The sequence below is a fragment of the Paenibacillus sp. CH40 genome (genome assembly GCF_024213605.1).
GTDB lineage: Bacteria > Bacillota > Bacilli > Paenibacillales > Paenibacillaceae > Paenibacillus > Paenibacillus polymyxa_B.
This window is the reverse complement of sequence record NZ_JANAVQ010000001.1, coordinates 1,018,825-1,040,473: the sequence shown is the minus strand read 5'-3', so window position 1 is coordinate 1,040,473 and position 21,649 is coordinate 1,018,825. Positions and strand designations below refer to the sequence as shown.

Below are 21,649 nucleotides of genomic sequence, written 5' to 3'. Positions count from 1 at the left end.
GCGAACAGTTGATCTTCTCATCTCTAATCAGACGAATCAAACTATTTGCTATCAGGGATAAAACTTTTGATCCATTGTCCAAAACTGCCCGGATTTCGACTTTGAATCAGTACCGTTCCTTCACCGCGAAAGCGGCATACAAGTGCTTCTCCACTCGTTACGCTGGACAACCAGCCTTTAGATGCTTTTTCAATTTTATAATCCATATAATCCGGCCATGCCACCAGATGAGCATTATCAATAATACGCTCTTCTCCTGGTGCAATATAAATGGGATGAATGGCTCCATAAGAGGACAGGAATACCGTACCTCGACCACTGATTTCTACGATAAAAAAACCTTCACCGGAAAATAAACCTTTCATCAGGTTTTGCATTTTGGTGCTAACCTCAATGCCTTCTGTGCAAGCCAGAAAACCGTCCTTTTGGACGAACAGCCTATACGTGCCATCCAGTTCCACCGCTTGTACATCACCTATACTAGCAGGGGCTAACAACACCTCAGCCGGTCCCCGGGCTGCCCTCAGTTCTTGAAAAAAGAATTTTTCTCCGCTCAGCATTCTGCCTAAACCACGTAACAGTCCACCGTCTACCGTCCCCTTTATATCTACACTGGAAGACATGGAAACCATCGCTCCCATTTCTGCTTTAATCATTTCCCCGGGTTTCAACTGCACCTTGAGCATAGCAAAGGCACCTTCATGCACGATTTCGTAGCTCATTTGTTCACCTGGCTTTCCATAAGTAGTCTGCTATCCATTCAACTTGCTGCTATCATACTATAAAAACGTCCCTTATGTCTTTTCTGGTATAAAGCAGTGGTTATACCACTGGAGGATTAAGAGACACCAAAAGACCCGCTGAACGTGTCAGCGGGTCTCTAGATTAACGTCACGTCACTATCTTTTCGTAGCAGCGACATAACGTTGGGAACGTATTTACTATCAACTTAGTTACGTGTGAACTCTTGTACCCAATACCCATTGTAGTAAGCCACACCGATTTGTGTAAACTCTGCCTTCAAAATATTCTCACGATGTCCCTGACTGTTCATCCAGGCTTTCATCACTTCTTGTGGTGTTTGTTGTCCCATAGCAATATTCTCACCCGCATACGTATAAGTTACACCGAATTTTTTCATCATATCAAATGGTGAACCATAGGTCGGTGATGTATGGGAAAAGTAATTGTTCGTACTCATATCCTTCGCCTTGACTAAGGCTACTTCTGTAAGCTTCGCATTCGATGCGAGGGGCTTGAGACCTTTTTGGCTGCGCTCGTTATTTACAAGTTTTACAACCTCAGCTGCAAATTGGGACTTGCTGAGTTGTGCATCCGTACCTGCAGACTGACCAGCGCCTGAGTTTGTGTTTTGTTTTTGAGTCTGTTGCTTGGTACCAGACTGCGAAGCCTTTTGGCCACCCTGTTTGGTTGTTGTTTGTTTGCCGGATGAAGGATTTGCTGTTTTGTTTTTAGCCTTGTCCTTTTCAGAAACATCCTTAATTACGGTCTTTGTTATCGTAGTCGTCCCGTTGGACATATTGACGGTATATCCGTTATTTTGAAACCATTGTTGCAGTTGGGCAGTCAAATCGTCAGCTGGTGAAGCTGATGCCGGAACGATGAATCCTGCGGATAAAATGGCGCTAAGACTTCCCATCACCAGTGTTTTTTTCAACATATTCTTCATTTCGTCATCTCCTTGTTGTATAAATGCCTTGGTGTGAACGATTCTGGTTACAACTTTGTAATCTTTACTCTAGCAGTATATCATGTTTTATAGCAGGATCAATGGTATAAAAGTTGGAAAAAAAATAGCCCCGCTCGGAATAGACCATGCGGAACTGAGTTAAAAGTAGTGAGGCTTTAAGTATTAGATTGTCTTGTTATAGGCTGATTATCTAAGCTTTTTGCTGAAACGGTAGCCTTGCTTTTCAAAGCCGATTCGGTTGTAGAAAGCTCGGGCCTCTACTTGTTTGATGCGGTTATTCGCTCCGGTAATGAATAAATGATAGCATCCTTGCGCACGTCCCCACTCCTCACCACAAGCCACCAAGCGCTTGCCAATGCCCTCGCCGCGATACTCCCCGCTCACGACCAGCATGGTGATTTGTACGGCAGGATCAGGATAAGCCAAGCTTTGAGCCGTATGCATGCCGATTACTCCGACAACACGACCATCCATTTCTGCAACCATCATATTCGCTTGACTGTCCTCCCGCGCTGTTCCCATAACTTCTTTCATTACACCACAAGTCATCGGATATCCGACTTCTCTTAGTAGTCCAGTTACGGCTTCGCAATCGCCAAGCTCTACGGAACGAATTGTCAGTACTGGAATCATCACATTGTTAGACATGATTTACCTCCACTTTCAGCATATTAGCAGCTTCTTTGGCCGTCTTCCGTGCTGTTTCCACATCTTCTGCAGCGCTAAGCGCTACAGCCATCCGGCGTCCCGGCTTGGTTTCAGGCTTCCCGAACACTCGCACCTGTGTCCGGGGTAGCAATAATGCATCATGCAGACCGCTTATTACAAAATCCCGCGTAGTCACTTCTGCCTTCAAAGTAGCTGAAGCTCCTGGTGTAAGCAGCGTGACGGATGGCACCGGGAATCCGAGAATGGCCCGCACGTGAAGCGCAAATTCCGACAAATCCTGCGTAATCATGGTCACCATTCCTGTATCATGCGGACGAGGGGATACTTCACTGAATATGACGCCATCAGCTGTTAAAAATAGCTCTACGCCAAATAATCCGTAACCACCCAGTTCATCCGTTATCCTACGGGCAATGTCTTCCGCTTCCGAAAGCTGCTTGTCCGTCATGCCATGAGGCTGCCAGGATTCGACATAATCCCCATCTTTCTGAATGTGGCCAATCGGTGGGCAAAAAGTCGTACCCAAAACCGATCTGACGGTCAATAAGGTAATTTCGCTCTCAAACGGGACAAAAGCTTCAACAATGACACGTGTTGTTTTGGCACGCGCGCCTTCCAGCGCCGTATTCCAGCAGGATTCTGCATCTTCGATTGCCCGGCATACAGACTGCCCTTTACCCGACGAACTCATCAAGGGCTTGACCACGCATGGCGTGCCCAGCTCATGAACCGCCGACCGCAACTGCTCAAAGTTATCTGCAAAACGATAGGCAGCAGTCGGAAGCTCTAATTTCTCGGCAGCCAGCCTGCGGATACCTTCCCGGTCCATCGTAAGACGGGCGGCACGGGCCGTTGGTACTACGTGAAATCCTTCTTGCTCTAATTCTTCCAAAGCACCCGTAGCAATAGCTTCGATTTCAGGTACAATTATGTCGGGCTTTTCCTTACGAATTAGTGCCTTCAACGCCTCAGCATCCTGCATATCCAGACAGTGAGAGCGATGGGCCACCTGCATTGCTGGAGCCAGTTCATAGCGATCTACAGCAATACATTCCACGCCAAGCCGCTGAGCTTCAATAATGACTTCTTTTCCCAATTCGCCGCTACCCAGCAGCAGCATCTTCTTAGCCTTGGCAGAAAAAGGAGCACCCCACATCTTGAACTCTTCCCCCTCTGACGAAATTGCTCTGATCTCTTTTCATCTTTATTTTCAGGGTTTAGCTCCAAGAATGCAATAGTGCTCGGCATTAAAATTTACAAAAAACGCGATTTTTTGATCTTTTTTTTACAAAAATCTGAACTGTGCTTCCACCAGCCCCCGATATATTCCATGTTTTTTCATCAATTGTTCATGATTACCACTTTCTTGGATTTCCCCATGATCCAGTACAACGATATGATCAGCATTACGGATGGTGGACAAACGGTGAGCGACCATAAAAGAAGTTCTGCCTTCTAGTAAAACCTGAAGAGCCTCCTGAATTTTCAACTCCGTTTCTGTATCAATACTAGCTGTGGCCTCATCTAGGATAAGAATTCGCGGATTAGCCAGCAAGGCTCGAGCAAAGGATAAGAGCTGTCGCTGGCCCATGGACAGCATCCCCCCCCGCTCCTCTACCTCTGTTTCATAGCCAGCTGGCAAGTGAACAATGAATTCATGAGCATTGACCGCCTTCGCAGCCGCTTCAATTTCCTCATCCGTTGCATCCAAACGGCCAAATCGAATATTATCACGGATCGTCCCCGAAAAAATAAATGTATCCTGAAGTACGATGCTAATCTGGCTTCGCAAGCTCTCCACCGTGACATCACGCACATCATGACCGTCAATCGTAAGCCGCCCTGACGTAATGTCATAAAAACGGCTTAGCAGATTAATAATTGTACTTTTACCTGATCCGGTATGACCCACAAGCGCTATAGATTGACCCGCCTCGACAGAAAGATTAATACCTTTAAGCGCCTGACGTCCCTTTTCATACTCAAAAATGACCTTTTCAAATTGGATGTCTCCCCGAATGGGCGGCAAGGCTATTGCTCCCGGTTTGTTTGCAATATTCGGCTGTTCATCCATAAACTCAAAAATTCGTTCTGACGAAGCCATCGCAACCAGTAACTGATTATACATTTGGCCCAGCCGATTAATCGGCTCCCAAAAGTTTCCAACATAGTTGGCAAACGCAACCAGTAGTCCCACCGTAAGTTGGTCTGTCTGAATTAAATGCGCTCCAAACCAGAATAGCACAAGCGTACCAAATCCTCCGGTAATATCAATAAGTGGGCCAAAGACCTGATTCATGGCAGAAGCCTTATCCCACGATTTTTTGCTAGAGCTGTTCATGTCGTCGAAATAAGCCATGTTTTCCTGCTCCTGCGTATATGCTTGTGTCACACGAATCCCCTGAATAGACTCATTCAAATGAGAGTTGATACGCGAGTTCTTCATACGCACTTCTTGCCAAGCGCGGCGGATGCGTACGCGCAGCTTGGTCGAGATCAAAAACATGATCGGAACAGTGACAATTACCGCTAAACCGAGCTTCCAGTTAATAAGCAGCAAAATGACAATAATTCCGATAAGCTGTACGCAGTCAATCAGGACATTCACTGCACCGTTCGTAAATAGATCCTGTAGCGAGTTAATGTCATTCGTCACGCGCACTAATACAGAACCTGCCGGTCTCTTATCAAAAAAGTTAAAAGATAGCTTTTGAATATGCTTGAACAAATCTTCACGCAAATCGTAAATAACCCGTTGACCGATAATATTGGTGAATTTAATGCGGTACGTGCTGGCTGCCCATTGAATTAAATATAACAAGAGCACGGCACCCGTGATGAGCAACAGCAACTTTACGCTGGGCAGTGCAGGCCATGCGGGAGCAATTGCTTTATCAATGGCCAGACTGATCAAATAAGGAACCGTCAGTTTGGTAATGGTGCCGAGAATCATCATGACGAGAAGGATCGGCAAAATCTGACGGGCATAAGGCTTCATGTATGCCAACAAACGTTTGAATTCTGACCAGTTAAACGGTTTGTCAATGACATCATCATCTTGATAGACAAAGCGCTCATTCGTTGGTTTTTTTAACGGTTTGACTTTTTCTGCGGGTATATTCATGGTCTCACCTGCCCTTCGGATACACCGTCTGGAGCCTGAGCTATGTAATCGGCGTATTGAATATGATACACATCCTGATATGGACCTGGAGTAGCAATGAGCTGTTCATGTGTTCCACGCTGAACGATTCGTCCTTCCTCAAGCACAACAATTTCATTAGCATGACGAAGCGAAGAGATTCGATGAGCGATTATGAATGTTGTTCGACCACGCATAACCTCTTGAAAACCGGTCTGTATTTCATGCTCTGTTTCCATATCGACCGCACTGGTAGCATCATCCAGAACCAGAATCTTCGGATTTTTGAGTAGTGCGCGCGCGATGGCGATCCGTTGTTTCTGTCCTCCGGACAGTCCCAATCCACGTTCTCCGACGACAGTGTCATATCCCAGCGGTAGTTCAGTTATGAATTCATGCGCCTGAGCCAGTTTGGAAACGCGTATGATGTCATCCATACTGACATGACTTAAACCATATGAAATATTGTTGCGTATAGAGGACGAAAACAAAAACGTCTCCTGAAACACGGAAGAAATTTGAGCACGCAAATCGCGAATCTTTAAGTGACGTATATCCTTGCCATCCAACTTGATACTTCCTGCATTCACATTATAAGCGCGCATGAGTAATTGAATAATGGTAGACTTCCCTGACCCCGTTCCTCCTAAAATTCCAATGACTGATCCTGGCGGTGCGTCTAAATTGATGTCAACAACAGCAGGAAGCTTATTTCCGTAAGCAAAGGTAACATGTTCAAACGTAACATGTCCTTCCACCTGATCGGCATCGAGTGTAAGTGCTCCGGCTTCATCGGTTACATCTATGGACTGATTTAGCAGTTCCAAGACCCTTTCACCAGAAGCTTTGGACTGCGTATAGTTATTGATATGAAAGCCAATGCTCCAGATGGGGCCGATAATATACCAAATTAAGCTAAAGAAAGCGACGAGTTGCCCCAAGGTCATTGACTTCTGAATAACCAGATACCCCCCCATGCCCAACAGAAGGACCACACTGACAGAAGCAATCAGTTCCATAGCGGGGAAAAACCGACTCCATAAGGAAGCAGCCTGAATTTGATTACTCTTGTATTGTTCATTACGTACTGAAAATTTCTCAACTTCATAGGATTCGCGGGCAAAAGATTTGACGGTTCGCACACCTGTTATATTTTCTTGGACCGCTGTCGTCAAGGCGCTAAGGGCAATCCGCATTTCCTGAAAGGTGGGATGAATCCGGGATTCAAACTTGAATGTGACGAAGAGCAGCAATGGCATGCTGATCATCGTAATGAGGGTGAGCTGCCAGTTAATATACAGCATCATCATAGAGCCGAATACGACCATCAGTAGCACATTGAGGAGTTGGGCAAAACCAAACCCAATAAAGTTACGAATTGCCTCCAAATCACCAGTCAGTCGGGACATGAGATCACCCGTTTTGGCAGTGTCATAATATCTGAAGGACAAAAATTGTAACTTTTCGTAACAAGCATTGCGGAGTCGGTACGCCAGATAGTTACCTAGCCGTCCACCAAAAAAACCATGTAAAAATTGCATGAACCCTTTGATGATGACTACTCCCAGCACAGTCAGAGCCAGCGCCGGTACTTTCCCGAAGTCACCAGGGATGATAGCGTTATCAATAAGCCTTTGGAGCAGGTTCGGATACACCAGTCCCAGGGCCGTCGCTATCGCAAGGCATAAAATAGAAAGAAACAGATAGTGTCTCCTCTCGCGAAAAAAAACTTGCAGTTGCCCGAGCACTTCCATGTCAATGTCCCTCCATTAGTTGCACGACGTTGTTATATGGCTTAGTGAAGTTTACCATTCGCGTTCCAAGGCGGCAAAGAGGATAACGAGCCGTATTCAGGCAGGTTATCAATTGGTGGGTGATTAGACAAATTAAATCGCTTTCTTATTATTGAATATGGCTATTTACTCAGTATTGCTTTCTTTTTGGAGCATGCATAAAACACCGGGTTGTCCCACAACCCGGTGTCCTGAACTTAAATAAATGGTGTACTTATTTATCTTTACTCCAAAGCCGCAATCTTGCCAGCAAGCTCTTCCCAAACCTGTGGCTGCTCACCGCCCATAAGCGCATGCTCCATGCCACGAGTCGTCTCCAGCATTTGCTCTCGAAGCTGAGCTTTCTGCCACATTTGTTCCTCCTGCATCAGCGTAACGTAAAAAGAAGACATTCGTTCTCGTTGCTGATCCACAGCTCCCCCGATTCGCTCGCGTAATATCGGCTCCAGTTTGGTTTGTAGATTCGCTCGACCAGTTCCTTCAAAGAATAGCTTTGGATTTTTAAAGCTATTCCAATAATCCTTCCAATGAATGGACTCTTGCAAGGAAATTTCATTTAGCTCGGGAACAGCCCATTTTCTGGATTCAGGAATTGTGCAATCTAGTCCTGGCAATTGATGGTTCATGTGTTCTACGCATTGTTGTATAGCCTTGTGCACCAAAATTTGTCCCGTTTTTTCTAGCCGAAGTGTGGTTGCCAGTAATTCCTGAGACAGCTCCAGTTCGATTAAACGCATCAGCTCACGACCACAAGATGCAAAAGCCGAACGAAGATCACCTACTCCTTCACGCAGAACAGATGGATGAAACGCCTCTGCCATAAATTCTCCAGTCCGATAGGATAGCCTTTGACGTACATGATACAGCAGTTCATCGGTTTCGCCCGATAACACAGATGCACCGTTGCTGTCAGTCAGGTCTAGGAGCGTATGCTCCAATTCCCCACGGATGCGAGTTAATCGCTCGAATCGGATCTCACGTTCTTCCACGCTATACCGGGCATCGGCTGCATGTTGCTCTATGCGGTTCCGCAGCCGGCTCAGTTCCTGCATAGCAGAAGCAATGGACAGACCTGCCAGCTCTTCGGCTGCAAATGCCGAGAAATCATCTTCAAATGCATCAAAACGTGAAGCTGAACGCAATGAAGCCTCTCCTTGTTCGGCAGCTTCCAACGCCAGCATACTGGAAAGCGGATAAATGCGTGGCTTTCGGATTCCATTCGCCTGTAGTTGTTCCTGTACATGCCGGGTAACAGAATGAAGTTCTTCTTCAGAAGAAGCCAGATCTGATGCATTCACAATAAAAAAGGTCTGATCGAGCGCCAAGGTCTCTTTAACTCGACCTAGTTGGTTCAGGAACTGTCGGTCGCCTTGCGTAAAAGCATGGTTATAATAGGTGACAAATACAAGAGCGTCCGCATGCTTCATATAGTTGAAGGTCACGCCTGTGTGCCGTGCATTCACAGAATCCGCTCCAGGCGTATCCACTAGCACGATGCCCTGACGGGTCAGAGCGCAATCATAATAAAGGTCGATATGCTCCACAAAGCATGATTTGTGCTCAGACGCAACAAAATCCCGATACTGCTCTAAATCCACTTGAAGCTGTTGTCCCAGCAAGCTTTCAGCTTCTTCCCATCCCGCTGCGGCAGCCTTCAAAAAACTATAATGAGGCCTACCCGCAGGATGGATGCCTTCCGGAGATAAAGCATGAACGGCTTCTTGCCAGCCCGCTGCCGCTGGTTCCCCCAATCCTAATAGCCGAAATGAGTATTTAAGATCTTCCCGCAGCGCGTCCACTGATTTCATATGGACGTCAGCCGTGGCATGGCGCTCAGCACTTGCAGGCGCCATTATGCGGTTAATCGCCGCTGTCGTCGGATGCGGCGATACGGGCAACACAGCTTCACCCAGCAAAGCGTTGGCGAAGCTAGATTTCCCAGCGCTGAACGCTCCGAACAGCGCCAGCGTAAACTGCCCACCCTCCAGCGCAGCGGCGCGGGCATGTAAATCCCGTACCGCCGTTTGCATGGCAGGGTATGGGCTTACCAGGGTAGCGGCAGCCTTCAAACGGGCCGCTACTGCATCCAGCCGCGTGCGGCGGCCTCCGGCGGCAGGCTGTGCTGTCGCCGTTCCTGCTAGCGGCTGCGCCGATGCGTTCCGCGAGCCAGCGATACCAGGACGCGCAACGCCCGTTGGCGTCGCAGCTTGCGAGGCAGCAGCGGAGGTATCGGACGCAGGTGCAGGCGCGTCCGCACGGGGCAACCCGCTTGGCGCGGATGCCTGCGGCAGCAAGCTGCGCAGCAGGCTGGCGTGCGAAGCCGAAGCTTGCACGCGGGTGCTGTAGCGGCTCGCCGCCTCCGCCTGCGCCAGCAGCGCAGTGCGAGCATCCGCGAGAGCCGCGCGGCGGGCTTCAGCTCGCACTGCAAGCTGGGCCAACAGGCGGTCTACTAGCGTAAGCGCCTTGCGGCGGCAATCGGCGGTCACAGCAGCACGTAGATCCTTGCAATAGTTCAACGTATACTCCGGCGACAACGCATTTTCCTTCACCGTTTGCTCTACCAGTTGCCGATCCGTTACAGGGCGGATGTCATCCAGCTCCTGCTCCATCGCAGCGGACCACAAACCCTGACCGTCACCCCAAGACCTCAGTAGCTCCCGCACATGAGGAAGCAATTGTCCCTCCACCTGATCAGTCAGCATTCCTGTCAGCCGTTCCAAACGGCTTTCCTTTTCTCGCTCAGTCTTTCCTCCTGCAAACCATAGTCCTGTTTTGAAGCCCGGCTTGCGGCTCTCTAAGTATTCGCTTGCCGCTTCACGTAGCTCCGCTGGCGTCAAATGTGCGTGTTCCAGTAGATGATCCAGCTCTTGACGCAGTCGTTTACGCTCCTGCTCCGGAAGCATCTTCCAGTGTTCATCTTCTTGCTGCAAGCTTTTCTGCTCTATATCCAGGCGCAAAATGGCTTCTTCTCCACCTGCTTCTTTTAGCAGTGTGTTCAGTTCCTCTTCTTCAGCTGCCTGCACAGTCTCCACATGTTGCTCTACCAAATGGTGCATAGAGGACACTAAACTGTATGCCAAAAGCTCTGTTTTTCGCTCCAGCAATTTCGGGATCAGGTGCGTCAACTGTTTCCACTGGTTCCATGGATGATTCTGCTCCTTCAAGGAAGTAAAGAGGATATCCGTATAATGAACCTGCCAGGCATGAAAGCTAGTCTCCACCTCATTACGATAACGTGTAAATGAAAGCTCTCGCTCCCGGTGTTTATCGATTTGATTGATAATCAAATATAACGGCTTGCCCCAATCCGACAAACTTTTGGCAAAGGACAAATTATTTTCAGATTGGACATGGTTGTAATCCATCACATAAAAAACAATATCTGCCCAATGTAAAGCAGAATGTGTCGCCAGCGCATGTCCGTGGTCTGTGGAATCTACGCCTGGTGTATCCAGCAACACTCCTCCGCTAGATAATATGGGAACATCCTCCCACACTTGAACCGATTCATAGGCTCCACCATTTTTACAATACTCAGCAAGCTCGGACAGGGAGGCCTCCACGATTTCCGGCTCTGGATTTTCCGCTGATTTGGCTGGATGAATAAGTGCTCTCGGACGCCCATAACGTATGGACACTACATTAGCGCTCGTAGGCACCGGTCCAGATGGCAGCACGGTTTTACCACATAGGCTGTTAATCAAGCTCGATTTACCCGCTGAAAAATGTCCACAAAAGGCAATGGTCAGCTCCTGCACATATGCTTTTTCCAGCAGATCACCTGTCGCCTTCGCTCCCGCTTCGTCCCCGGCTTTACGTAATGTATTCTGTATCTGTTCTATCGTATCCAACCACTTTCCCGCATCTCCTGTAATCGTTTGCATCATAAGCTACGGTTCCACTCCTTATCACTTGTCTGCACCAAATAGCTATATTGTAGCATTCCTAAGCCGTTGTGAGAATCATCACATCAAAAAAACTAAACAGCGCTCCCCGCCAGTACCTGGCTTTAGGGGAACGCTGTTTTTGTACATGATAATAATAAGTTCATTTTATTCTGTCCAAAACGGATCATTAGGAATAAGTATTTTGGCAACCGAATGCATTTCATCAAAGCCCACTTAAAGGACAACGACGAAGCAAGATATGTATACAACGGGTGAGCCTACTCATCACGTACATTCACCTTTTGGAACACGGGGAACGCGATACCATAATTCAAGGTGCAAAACGTATGCACACTTCATTGGAATAGGCTCTAGCCATATCAGGATGGTCTGCAAGGTTCATGTATAATGCGCCTTCGGGCTGGATAAACCAGCCGAGCCGCCTACACCGGAACATGCAACGCATGTCGTCCGCTAATGGAACTTAATTGGCTGCAGTCTCAAGCACTGGCAGCAAAATTTCAAATACTTGACCATGCTGTAAAATCGTAATCCCACGGGATTTGTCCTTCATTACGACCACTTCTGGCTTTTGTGACATACGCTCCAGATAATGCTCAGGTACATCACCGGAATGACTAACCGTGATTCCCTCAAGCTCGCGCTCTTCGTTTTCAGCAAATTCTGTTGTTACAATTTGCTCAAAAATATCAGAGAACGCTTCAAAATTGTCTGTATATACCGAAATGCACTTCATACTCTTCATCCTTTTCTACACATAAATGGTTAAACCCTTTGTTACCTCTGTGGGTCTTTAAGCTCTACGTTCCTTATCTTTCCTGATAAGAGACGTTTTCATACGTTTCTTGCCTTCCCTGCACACATCAAGCAACGGACATACCTGACATTGAGGATTTTGAGCTTTGCAATGGTAGCGTCCGAAAAAAATAAGCCTGTGGTGGGTCAAAGACCATTCATCCCTAGGTACCCTCTTCATCAGCTTTTTTTCCACCTCAAGCACTGAATCATCCCACCCTGCAAAACCGAGCCGTTTGGAAATACGCTCTACATGCGTATCTACCGCAATAGCTGGTACATTAAAAGCAGTAGATACTACGACGTTAGCCGTCTTGCGGCCGACACCGGGTAGCTTAACCAGTTGATCGTGCTCTGAAGGTATCTCTCCCCCGTACTGGTCTATTAAAATACGACAGAGGTTATGAATATGCTTGGCCTTGTTTCGGTACAAGCCGATTCTGCGAATATCCTGCTCCAGTTCCTCAAGAGGAACAGCCAAATAATCCTCAGGTGACTTGTATTTTTGAAACAGGTCTGCCGTTACTTTATTGACCATCTGATCGGAGCATTGAGCAGACAATAACACGGCGATCGTTAATTCAAAAGCATTGTCATGGTTCAACTCACAATGGGCATCCGGAAACATCGTACCGATGGTGTCCAATATATGACGTGCGGTTGCTGCATTCACGGAAATCCTACCTCCTACCAAAAAAAACGTCTTGATACGGGATAGCCCGCATCAAGACGGTCACTCTAAATAATCATCCGGAAAGAAACGAATACTATTTGTGCATGACTGCCTGCATAGGCGAGAAATACACTCCTATATTATCATTATCTGTCACAGATTGCACGTGAAAAGTGTGTAAATCCCCAAGAAATTTTCATACCGTCTGATCGGTTAGCGACTCATGGGATGATCCAAATCTACATGTCCCATTAAGGACTCCAGAGATTGCCCATCTACGAGCAAATCCAGCGTTTTAACTTCCTTGAATTGGAACATCGTTTTCTTCAAGGCATCGATAGCCAATTCCTCGCCGCCAGCTCCCAATCGAGCCTCGTCCGGCAGGGAAATATCAAAAGTCAATGCACCGTTATCCAATTTGATCTTATGCACGGAAATTTTCTCGGACCACAACGGGATTAGAGCAGAATCCCCACTCTTTTGCAGAGCTTCAAACGCTTTTTGCAATTTTTCCAGCTCGCTTGGATAGGTAATTTCCTTTTTCTGTTCTTTCAAGCCGTTCTCTTGTGTATCCGTATAGTACACCGTAATCTGCTGTGTTTGTCGATCTCCTGAATTTTCCGTGTCCGTCTTGGTCTTTGTAGGCTCTGTTGACGGAGATGCAGGTGTTTGACTCGCCCCGTTATTCTCAGCAGACTGAGCCGATGGATCAGGGGTCGTCTGTTCAGGTGTACTATTTTGTGCATTAGAAGTTTGTGTTTCCTGAGATGGAGTCGCAGGAGCCGATGTTTGCTTAGAGGCACACCCTGCACCTGCAATGGCAAACAGTGTCAGCAGACCTGCAATTACGATTTTCTTGTTCATATGTCCCCCTCCTTGCTTGACGTTGACAAGCGATTTGTTGAAGATTTATTTTACGCCGAGATACTCTGTGATTCCATCTGCAATCCCTTGAGCTACCCGGTTTTGAAAATCTTCATCAAACAGTGTGGCTTCCTCTTTTGCATTACTCAGATATCCTACTTCAAGCAATACGGCTGGCATAGTCGTTTCCCGAATTACATGGAAATTGCCATAACGAATGCCTCGGTCTGTCAGACCCGTCGCAGGAGCAAAGTACTTATGCATAACGTTAGCGAACGCTTTGCTTGCACTACGCTGGTAATACGTCTCTGTACCGTTGGAAGCTGAGCTACCGCTGCTGTTAGCATGAATGGACACGAACACGTTAGCATTAAGGTTTTCAGCTACTTTTACGCGCTGTTTAAGCTCCAAGAATGTATCATCACTGCGTGTCAGCACAACCTCAAGATTGGGGTTCTGCTTTAATATGCTTTCTACTTTCAGAGCCATAGCTAGGTTGAAGGTCTTTTCATAATTTTTTCTCGAAACACCAACTGCACCTGAATCTTTTGCTCCATGACCAGCATCAATAACAACGACCTTTTTACCATTGCTGTTAGTTGGTGATGTCTGCGTGTCATCCGGCTGTGAGCCATCTGGTAACGTTGCGTCTGGCGTGGTATTCACTGAATCCTTGGAAGCCAAATCGACGATAACACGATTCGATCCATCATTATATGCGGTATAATTCATGGCATGTTTCAAATCAATAACAACGCGTACCGTTGAAGGTTCCTTTTGGAACAAAGCATACCGGATACCGGACACATCCGCTTCATTCTCAATGTCCAATGAACCATTTAAGTTGCTATCCAGCTTCTGCTGGTCTCCAAAATTGTCAGCAAACGCAGTCGCTGGCAAATCCACAACTACCCGATCAGGGCCTGTCATCGTAAACGCTTTCGGCTTGACGGCACTGGCTGTTGTGATGGTTAAACGGTTTTGGCTGAAACTAACTCCCTGCACCTGTGTAACACCTGAGTTTGCATTATTCGTTGGCGCAGTAACACTTCCAGTACCTGTACTGTTATTTCCAGACTTGGGAGGTGTAAATTCCCCGTTTCCAGACCCGCTACTGCGGGTATATAATTTTACGGACTTGGAGCTGCTGTCCCATTTTACGTCCAGTCCCATTTGCTCGCCGATAAAACGAAGCGGTACAAGGGCATAATTGGAACGCAGCAGAGGCGAAGCATCCAGACTAATGTCGCTTCCATTGACAGTCGCCGTCTTACTTCCGATTATCATTCGGATCGAGGTACTGTCTTTCTCAATCGTTATGGTTCGCGCCTGCTGCTTCCATGTCACGTCATATCCCAAATTTTCAGAAATTACGCGTAGCGGGACCATTGTACTTCCGCCAATTACTTGTGCCTTAGCACCACTAGGGACACTTAACTGTTGATCGTCGAGATAGATTTGTGTTCCACTCGAAGCCGCATGTCCATAACCCGGAACCGCCCACATGAAGACAAATAATAACAACAAAAAACCAAATTTCTTCATTCGTCACCCTTCCATTCATAATTTTTTTGCCACATGCTCCGGTGCGGCGACCTGATATACGCGCTTATGTAATATCAGACAACCTTTTAGACGTTATCTCACACCAAAAGTTGCGAATATATTCCATCATAACAGAAATATACGTGCCAAAGAACTATTTTTGTCGAATTCTGACTAAAAATATAGATCATTCGCTTTCCGTCAAAAGTCACAGCCAAAAAAACTAAAAAAGCTACTTTTCACCCCCATGAATTTTCATTAAAAGGTGGAAAGTAGCTTTTATTGTAAACATCCTTAGTTAAGTGATTCAGTTGCTTCTGAGCCTGTTCCGAGATACTCCTTCAACCCATCGACAATACCTTCAGCGATCTTCTCCTGTGTTTCTTCTGTGAACATGGCTGCTTCATTGGATAGATTACTAAGATAGCCACATTCCAGCAATACAGCGGGCATTTGTGATTTTCTCGTCACCACATGGTTTGCCACCCTGATGCCATTATCCTTAAATCCGGTAGCCGCTACAAGATATTTATGCATCGTCTTTGCCAGTGCCAAACTGTCCTGGCGTGCATAATAGGTTTCAGAGCCATTGGTTTTCCCTTTATCTGAAGCTAGCATACTATTACCATGAATGGATACAAACACGCTTGCCTGTTGACTATTAGCGAGTTGTGGTCGTTCATCCAGCGTGGGATACGTATCTCCATTGCGAGTCAATACGATTTGAATGTCAGGATCATTTTGCAGAAGCTGCTCGACCTTTAAGGCTACCGCCAATGTAAATTCCTTTTCATGTCGCCCAGTCACACTACCTGCTCCAGGGTCCTTGCCACCATGTCCGGGATCAATGACGACGATTCGTCGTCCTTCGACATTCGTTGGTGTTACCGCTACTGGATTCACACTATGCTCACGCAATTGAAGGGTGATATCGCCTAGGCCATTGGTTGAAAGATCGTAATCACGTGCTTGATTTAAAGCAATGACAATGCGTACGCCCCCATTTTGTCCATCTGTGGGAGCAAATCTAATTTCCTGCACATCCTCACTGTCACTATTCGTCAACGCCCGCGTGCCATCGGCGCGAATCGGGAACGGCTGAAGAAAATCAGTCGCCAGTGAAGCCCCGGGTAAATCTACAACAATACGATCATTCCCCGTCATTTTGGATACTTTAGGGGTAATATCTTTGTTCAAAGAAATCTTTAACGTTTCACCCTCAAAAGTAATATTTTGTACAAGCAACGCATTCGCTGCGGTCTGTTCTGTATTCTGCTGCTTGGATAGTGAAGATGTAGCTTCAGTATGCTTGTCTGCTTCAACTGGGGTTATTGTCGTCGCTGTTGCTGAAGACGTTTTATTGGTGCTAGTTGTACTCTGTGTTGACGTTTGCGACGATGGTTGGGATTGAGACTGTTTATTCGCTTGTTGAGTTGCAGCCTTCTGACTGAGATTTACGGATTTACTTTTATTATTCCAATCTACTTTCAGCCCCATTTGCTCCCCAACAAAACGCAATGGAACCATGGTCGAATTGCCCCGAAGTACAGGAGGCGCATCCAGACTTACTGTTTTTCCATTCACATCAGCCGATGTACGGCCTACATACATAGACATATCGGTACTGTTTTTTTGGATTGAGATTTTATAGGCTTGTGGTTCCCACTTGAACTGATACCCCAGCTGCTCCCCAACCACCCGGAGCGGTACCATGATTTTTCCATTGACCATTTCAGGTTTGGCATCCGCAGGCGCTTCCACTCTTTTGCCATCCAAAAACAAATCTGCTCCAGCCGCATTCACATGAGGGGAGGACGGCCATAACCAAATCAAGATAGCCGCTAGTATCACCCAACCATATTTCTTCATCCTCATTCCCCTAACTTATATATGTATTTTTGGGTATTTCTCACAGGCACAGTCCTTCAACCCATTTACATTTACAATACCATGCTGAGTCGAACCGTCAACCCCTTATTTTCCAATTTATTGTTTGAGCATAATAAAAGCCCGCAGGCAAAAGAATTGCCAGTACGGGCTTTCTGTCTAACAAATGAGCAAGCTATATGGCTTCGTATTGATACTGAACTGGGAATTAACCTTATGCGCCTTGTTTCGCAGCGCGTCTTTGTTCATACGCCAGAATTTCAGATTCATGCTGGAGTGTCAGGCCAATATCGTCCAAGCCTTGTAGCAAGAATTGACGGCGATGTTCATCCAGATCGAATTCAATTTTCAGACCATAGTCGTCAGTGATTGTTTTTTCATTCAGGTCTACGTTCAATTGGTAGTTATCATGCTGCGCCGTACGCTGAAACAATTCCTCTACTTGCTCTTCAGATAGCTTGATCGGCAATATACCGTTTTTGAAACAGTTATTATAGAAGATATCTGCATAAGACGGTGCAATTACGCAACGAAACCCATAGTCCATAATCGCCCAGGGCGCATGCTCACGTGAGGAGCCGCAGCCAAAGTTAGCGCGAGAGATCAGCACAGACGCTCCTGCATAACGAGGCTTGTTGGGTTCAAATTCAGGATTGACATTGCCGGCTTCATCAAACCGCCACTCGTAGAACAGAAACTGTCCAAAGCCCGTACGTTCAATTCGTTTCAAAAACTGCTTAGGTATGATAGCATCTGTGTCCACGTTCACCCGATCCACAGGGGCTACAATTCCTTTTAATGTTGTGAAAGCTTCCATCGTAATTCCTCCTCTGTATCCTAGCGGACTACTTCTTCCTGCTTGAATTTCCAATCCCGTACATCAACAAAATGTCCATGAATCGCCGCAGCGGCTGCCATTGCTGGAGATACCAGATGAGTCCGTCCTCCGCGTCCCTGACGACCTTCAAAGTTACGATTAGAAGTTGAAGCACAACGCTGTCCCGGTTGCAGTACATCTGGATTCATCGCAAGACACATACTGCATCCCGCTTCACGCCACTCAAATCCTGCTTCTTTAAAAATGACGTCCAGTCCTTCTTCTTCAGCCTGAATTTTCACACGACCCGAACCTGGTACGACGATGGCCGTTACTTTGTCAGAAACCTTGTAACCTTTGGCAACTTCAGCGGCTGCACGCAAATCTTCAATTCGCCCGTTGGTGCAGGAGCCGATAAACACATAATCAATCGCAATATCCGTGATCGGAGTACCTGGCTTCAAATCCATATATTCAAGCGCTTTTTCAGCCGCTTTACGTTCGTTTTCGGTTGGCAGTTCTGCCGGAATCGGTACGGTTGAGGAAATATCTGTACCCATTCCCGGGCTGGTGCCCCAGGTTACTTGCGGAATCAAAGCATCTACGTCAAACTCCAGCACGACATCAAACTCAGCACCTTCATCTGTGACAAGCTCTTTCCACTCAGCAACCGCTTGCTCAAAAGCAGCTCCTTGTGCTACATGTTGACGTCCACGCAAGTAGTTGAAGGTGGTTTCGTCCGGTGCAATCATTCCTGCTCTGGCTCCGCCTTCAATGGACATGTTACACACAGTCATGCGCTCTTCCATGCTCAATTCGCGGATAGATTCACCTGTGTACTCAATAACATAACCTGTAGCGAAATCTGTACCGTATTTGGCGATGACACCCAAAATCATGTCTTTTGCTGTCACACCAGGTTTGCGGCGGCCTACAAAGCGAACTTCCATCGTTTTGGCTTTGGCTTGCTGGAGACATTGTGTTGCCATTACGTGCTCTACCTCACTGGTTCCGATACCAAAAGCGAGCGCTCCGAACGCCCCATGTGTGGAGGTATGGCTATCACCACAAACAATCGTTTTGCCCGGATGAGTCAGACCAAGTTCAGGTCCCATAACGTGAACGACACCTTGATCAACCGTATCCAGATCATACAGTGTGACACCGAAATCACGGCAATTTTGAGTTAATGTATCGATCTGCTGCTTGGAAATCGGGTCCGTAATATTGTAACGGTCCTTAGTCGGTACGTTATGGTCCATCGTTGCAAACGTAAGCTCTGGACGACGCACCTGACGGCCGCTAAGACGTAATCCTTCAAACGCCTGTGGCGATGTTACCTCATGTACGAGGTGAAGATCAATGTACAAAATACTCGGCTTACCCGCTTCCTGATAGATGACATGGTTATCCCAAATTTTCTCGAACATGGTCTTTTTACTCATCATTATTCACCCCTGTGTTTTTCGAACCTAGTGGAGAGAAGCTAACGGCTCTCTCTTGAATGTCAACAATATACCACGGGATGTTTGATTGGTCTAAGATATGATATCTATAGAAGTGATAGGTTAAGGCTATAAGGCTGGAGAAGGTGAATATAGGCGGTTCATTGCACTGTTTCTCTATCAGCTCTTAATTAGTAAAAACCTTCGACTAAAAGTCGAAGGTTAAAAAAGGGTTATACAAATGGATGAATACGATGAACTCTGTCGCCTTTTCTAAGGTACTGCCAATTATTACAATAAGAATTTGTGTGAATATTCATACTGTGAAAGCTGAATCAGTTATATATTTTCAGATATTGTTGACAAAATAAGGAATAAACTTGTACAATCAGGGAAATATTTTATTTAGATTCCATTCCTCGTCGGTAACAAGGATATTGTAAATCGTAATAAGAATCATCTTAGCGATTGCTATAATGGTTCTTTTTTTCCTCTACTTTTGCAAAACTGTTTGTATTTGATTTTGTTAGCTCTTAATAACTATATAAAGTATAAAACGAAATATAGTTATATAATTTGATATAAATCACAGGTAATTAACAAGAAAGTAAGAATTTTATAAATATTATCCTGATGCGTTTTGTTGCAAAAAAATAGAAAACCGACTACGAGATTCAGCCGAAGATAACATTCACATCCTAAAAAGGAGTTGGAATGATGAAACAAAATGGAATATCCGTTGAACACTACACTCCAATTTTGATTGTCGGTACGGGGATCTCAGGGCTTACTGCTGCTTATTATTTGTCAAAAAACAATATCAAGTACACGATTGTAACAAAAAAGAGTGCACCCAAACAAAGCAACTCCTTTCTTTCAGCAGCAAATACACGTGTTCCCTCAGAGAATGAAATTAATCATATTATTAATCTTACTATTGATAAATGTGGAGCAGATCGATCCGTAATTGAATCGCTATATAGGAATTCCAACATAATTATAAATTTCTTCGAAGAATTGGGTATTACTTATGAGAAAACATCCTTTGGTATCATGCCTGAATGTATGATTAAATCACATGGGGGAAAGAAATTAATCAATTGTTTATTACAACATATTGAACAACCGATGTGTAATAAAATTTTGATACATTTGGAAAAGTACGATCACGGAATTATCGCAATATTTTATGACACACAATCAGATCAATTTATCAGAATATATACTAATTATTTGGTATTAGCTACGGGGGGATATGCAGGACAATTCTGTTTCAATGATAATTCGCCCGGTTCAACTGGTGAAACGCTAATCTTAGCTAAGAAAATAGGTGCGAGATTAAAGGGGATGTCTACAGTAATGTGTCATCCTTGGTCTATATATAACGGAAGACAAATTTTATTGGGCGGGGTTGTATCTTTGAGTCAAGGGAAAATAATAGATGAGGAAGGAGTTCAATTATTAGAAGATGAATATATTTGTGATGCAATTGCTCGGGATGATTACCACGAAATGATTGATGAGATTTTAAAATTCCAACTAGAATGCATCAAACAAAAAAAGGATATGTACTTAGATATGAGCCATGCTGATGAAAATGTATTAAATGAAAAATTCAAAACATATGGATTTAGTCCTAAAATAGTTAAAAATAAAAGAATTAAAATTACACCAACGATGCACTATTCTTCAGGAGGAATCGAAATCAATGCTAATGCTGAGGCTATAAACTTGAATCGTGTTTTTGCTACTGGAGAAGCTCAATTTAATGGTGATCTTGGTATAGGAAGAATTCCTGGGCAAGCATTCGCATCAGGGATCGTTTTTGGTAAATTAATTGTTGACAAAATAGCTAATGAAGGTGTTTTCAATACTCAATATCAAACTTCATTTAAAGATCCACCTGAAACGATGCAGCTGTATTCGAAAGAAAATAATGACTTTCCGATTGAAGAGTTTCAGAAAAAGTTGTCAATTCTAATGATGGATTTGATCGCTTCCAATTCATCCGTTGTTTCTCTATCATTCCATAAAAAAAAAATACAAGAAAGTCAAAATATATTATTAAGTAGAGCAAGAGGATCAGGAAAACGATACGAGGATATTTTAACATTATTTTTCGGATATTTTGTTGCACTGGAAATTATAGAAGATCTTGAAGCAAAGTCAGGCTTGTTGATTAACCAAAAATAGGATAAAAAGAGTCGCCTTTTCAGCTAATGGTAAGCACAAACCAACCATTCCAAAAAGAGGCGACCCTCATGAATCAGTCTACTTTATTTCAGCCGCTCCGACGTGGATCAGGCTTCGTTAAGGGGTTATTACCCTACCTTCTCCGGAAAAGCCGCTGAGGTTCCTTTTGTGTGTCTAAAACGTTGTTTCACCAACTTCTTTAAGGTC

At 45.4% G+C, this 21,649-nt stretch carries 15 protein-coding genes; 1 reads left to right on the top strand and 14 read right to left on the bottom strand.

Going from position 1 to position 21,649, the window contains the following annotated elements:
• Positions 1–41: 41 nt before the first annotated feature.
• The 14 genes from NLX73_RS04525 to leuC form a co-directional block, all read right to left on the bottom strand.
• Positions 42–722: a TIGR00266 family protein gene (locus NLX73_RS04525; RefSeq protein ID WP_061831571.1), complete on the bottom strand. Its 681-nt coding sequence runs from the start codon at positions 720–722 to the stop codon at positions 42–44.
• A 227-nt stretch (positions 723–949) separates the two neighbouring features.
• Positions 950–1,690: a CAP domain-containing protein gene (locus NLX73_RS04520; RefSeq protein WP_254325444.1), complete on the bottom strand. Its 741-nt coding sequence runs from the start codon at positions 1,688–1,690 to the stop codon at positions 950–952.
• 207 nt (positions 1,691–1,897) lie between these two features.
• On the bottom strand, positions 1,898–2,359 hold the full coding sequence (locus tag NLX73_RS04515) for a GNAT family N-acetyltransferase (RefSeq protein ID WP_061831569.1): 462 nt from the start codon (positions 2,357–2,359) through the stop codon (positions 1,898–1,900).
• Positions 2,352–3,536 (bottom strand): formate-dependent phosphoribosylglycinamide formyltransferase, encoded by a 1,185-nt coding sequence (gene purT / locus NLX73_RS04510; RefSeq protein ID WP_254325443.1) that lies wholly within the window; start codon positions 3,534–3,536, stop codon positions 2,352–2,354. Before purT ends, NLX73_RS04515 begins: the two co-directional genes overlap by 8 nt.
• Before the next feature lie 129 nt (positions 3,537–3,665).
• Entirely contained in the window at positions 3,666–5,504 is a 1,839-nt protein-coding gene (locus tag NLX73_RS04505; RefSeq protein ID WP_061831567.1) for an ABC transporter ATP-binding protein, read from the bottom strand.
• Positions 5,501–7,276: an ABC transporter ATP-binding protein gene (locus NLX73_RS04500; RefSeq protein WP_254325442.1), complete on the bottom strand. Its 1,776-nt coding sequence runs from the start codon at positions 7,274–7,276 to the stop codon at positions 5,501–5,503. The genes NLX73_RS04505 and NLX73_RS04500 overlap by 4 nt, the downstream gene beginning before the upstream one ends.
• 263 nt (positions 7,277–7,539) lie before the next feature.
• On the bottom strand, positions 7,540–11,202 hold the full coding sequence (locus tag NLX73_RS04495; RefSeq protein WP_254325441.1) for a dynamin family protein: 3,663 nt from the start codon (positions 11,200–11,202) through the stop codon (positions 7,540–7,542).
• A 484-nt stretch (positions 11,203–11,686) separates the two neighbouring features.
• Positions 11,687–11,959 (bottom strand): hypothetical protein, encoded by a 273-nt coding sequence (locus NLX73_RS04490; protein WP_013310628.1) that lies wholly within the window; start codon positions 11,957–11,959, stop codon positions 11,687–11,689.
• Between the two features lie 57 nt (positions 11,960–12,016).
• Positions 12,017–12,691: an endonuclease III gene (gene nth, locus NLX73_RS04485; RefSeq protein WP_023989081.1), complete on the bottom strand. Its 675-nt coding sequence runs from the start codon at positions 12,689–12,691 to the stop codon at positions 12,017–12,019.
• 213 nt (positions 12,692–12,904) lie between these two features.
• Positions 12,905–13,555, bottom strand: a complete 651-nt coding sequence (locus NLX73_RS04480) for a GerMN domain-containing protein (RefSeq protein WP_254325440.1) — start codon at positions 13,553–13,555, stop codon at positions 12,905–12,907.
• Positions 13,556–13,600: 45 nt separating this feature from the next.
• The gene (locus NLX73_RS04475) at positions 13,601–15,100 is read right to left on the bottom strand and encodes an N-acetylmuramoyl-L-alanine amidase family protein (RefSeq protein ID WP_190297475.1); all 1,500 of its coding nucleotides are present in this window, start codon (positions 15,098–15,100) and stop codon (positions 13,601–13,603) included.
• Positions 15,101–15,394: 294 nt separating this feature from the next.
• On the bottom strand, positions 15,395–16,969 hold the full coding sequence (locus NLX73_RS04470; protein ID WP_254325439.1) for an N-acetylmuramoyl-L-alanine amidase: 1,575 nt from the start codon (positions 16,967–16,969) through the stop codon (positions 15,395–15,397).
• Between the two features lie 232 nt (positions 16,970–17,201).
• Positions 17,202–17,804, bottom strand: coding sequence for a 3-isopropylmalate dehydratase small subunit (gene leuD / locus NLX73_RS04465; protein ID WP_165177130.1), 603 nt, complete (start codon positions 17,802–17,804; stop codon positions 17,202–17,204).
• A 20-nt stretch (positions 17,805–17,824) separates the two neighbouring features.
• Complete coding sequence (gene leuC, locus NLX73_RS04460; RefSeq protein WP_069289784.1) at positions 17,825–19,249, bottom strand: 3-isopropylmalate dehydratase large subunit; 1,425 nt, start codon at positions 19,247–19,249, stop codon at positions 17,825–17,827.
• 717 nt (positions 19,250–19,966) lie between these two features.
• Here leuC and NLX73_RS04455 point away from each other — a divergent pair.
• A complete protein-coding gene (locus NLX73_RS04455) occupies positions 19,967–21,442 on the top strand; it encodes an FAD-binding protein (protein WP_254325438.1) in 1,476 nt (491 codons plus the stop codon).
• Positions 21,443–21,649: the final 207 nt, after the last annotated feature.

Bases quoted from the DNA above. Each gene is read 5' to 3' on its own strand.
- NLX73_RS04525 (WP_061831571.1), bottom strand. From the start codon at position 722: ATGAGCTACGAAATCGTGCATGAAGGTGCCTTTGCTATGCTCAAGGTG.
- purT (WP_254325443.1), bottom strand. From the start codon at position 3,536: ATGTGGGGTGCTCCTTTTTCTGCCAAGGCTAAGAAGATGCTGCTGCTG.
- NLX73_RS04495 (WP_254325441.1), bottom strand. From the start codon at position 11,202: ATGATGCAAACGATTACAGGAGATGCGGGAAAGTGGTTGGATACGATA.
- leuD (WP_165177130.1), bottom strand. From the start codon at position 17,804: ATGGAAGCTTTCACAACATTAAAAGGAATTGTAGCCCCTGTGGATCGG.
- NLX73_RS04500 (WP_254325442.1), bottom strand. From the start codon at position 7,276: ATGGAAGTGCTCGGGCAACTGCAAGTTTTTTTTCGCGAGAGGAGACAC.
- leuC (WP_069289784.1), bottom strand. From the start codon at position 19,249: ATGAGTAAAAAGACCATGTTCGAGAAAATTTGGGATAACCATGTCATC.
- NLX73_RS04520 (WP_254325444.1), bottom strand. From the start codon at position 1,690: ATGAAGAATATGTTGAAAAAAACACTGGTGATGGGAAGTCTTAGCGCC.
- NLX73_RS04480 (WP_254325440.1), bottom strand. From the start codon at position 13,555: ATGAACAAGAAAATCGTAATTGCAGGTCTGCTGACACTGTTTGCCATT.
- NLX73_RS04475 (WP_190297475.1), bottom strand. From the start codon at position 15,100: ATGAAGAAATTTGGTTTTTTGTTGTTATTATTTGTCTTCATGTGGGCG.
- NLX73_RS04455 (WP_254325438.1), top strand. From the start codon at position 19,967: ATGAAACAAAATGGAATATCCGTTGAACACTACACTCCAATTTTGATT.
- NLX73_RS04505 (WP_061831567.1), bottom strand. From the start codon at position 5,504: ATGAATATACCCGCAGAAAAAGTCAAACCGTTAAAAAAACCAACGAAT.
- NLX73_RS04490 (WP_013310628.1), bottom strand. From the start codon at position 11,959: ATGAAGTGCATTTCGGTATATACAGACAATTTTGAAGCGTTCTCTGAT.
- NLX73_RS04470 (WP_254325439.1), bottom strand. From the start codon at position 16,969: ATGAAGAAATATGGTTGGGTGATACTAGCGGCTATCTTGATTTGGTTA.
- NLX73_RS04515 (WP_061831569.1), bottom strand. From the start codon at position 2,359: ATGTCTAACAATGTGATGATTCCAGTACTGACAATTCGTTCCGTAGAG.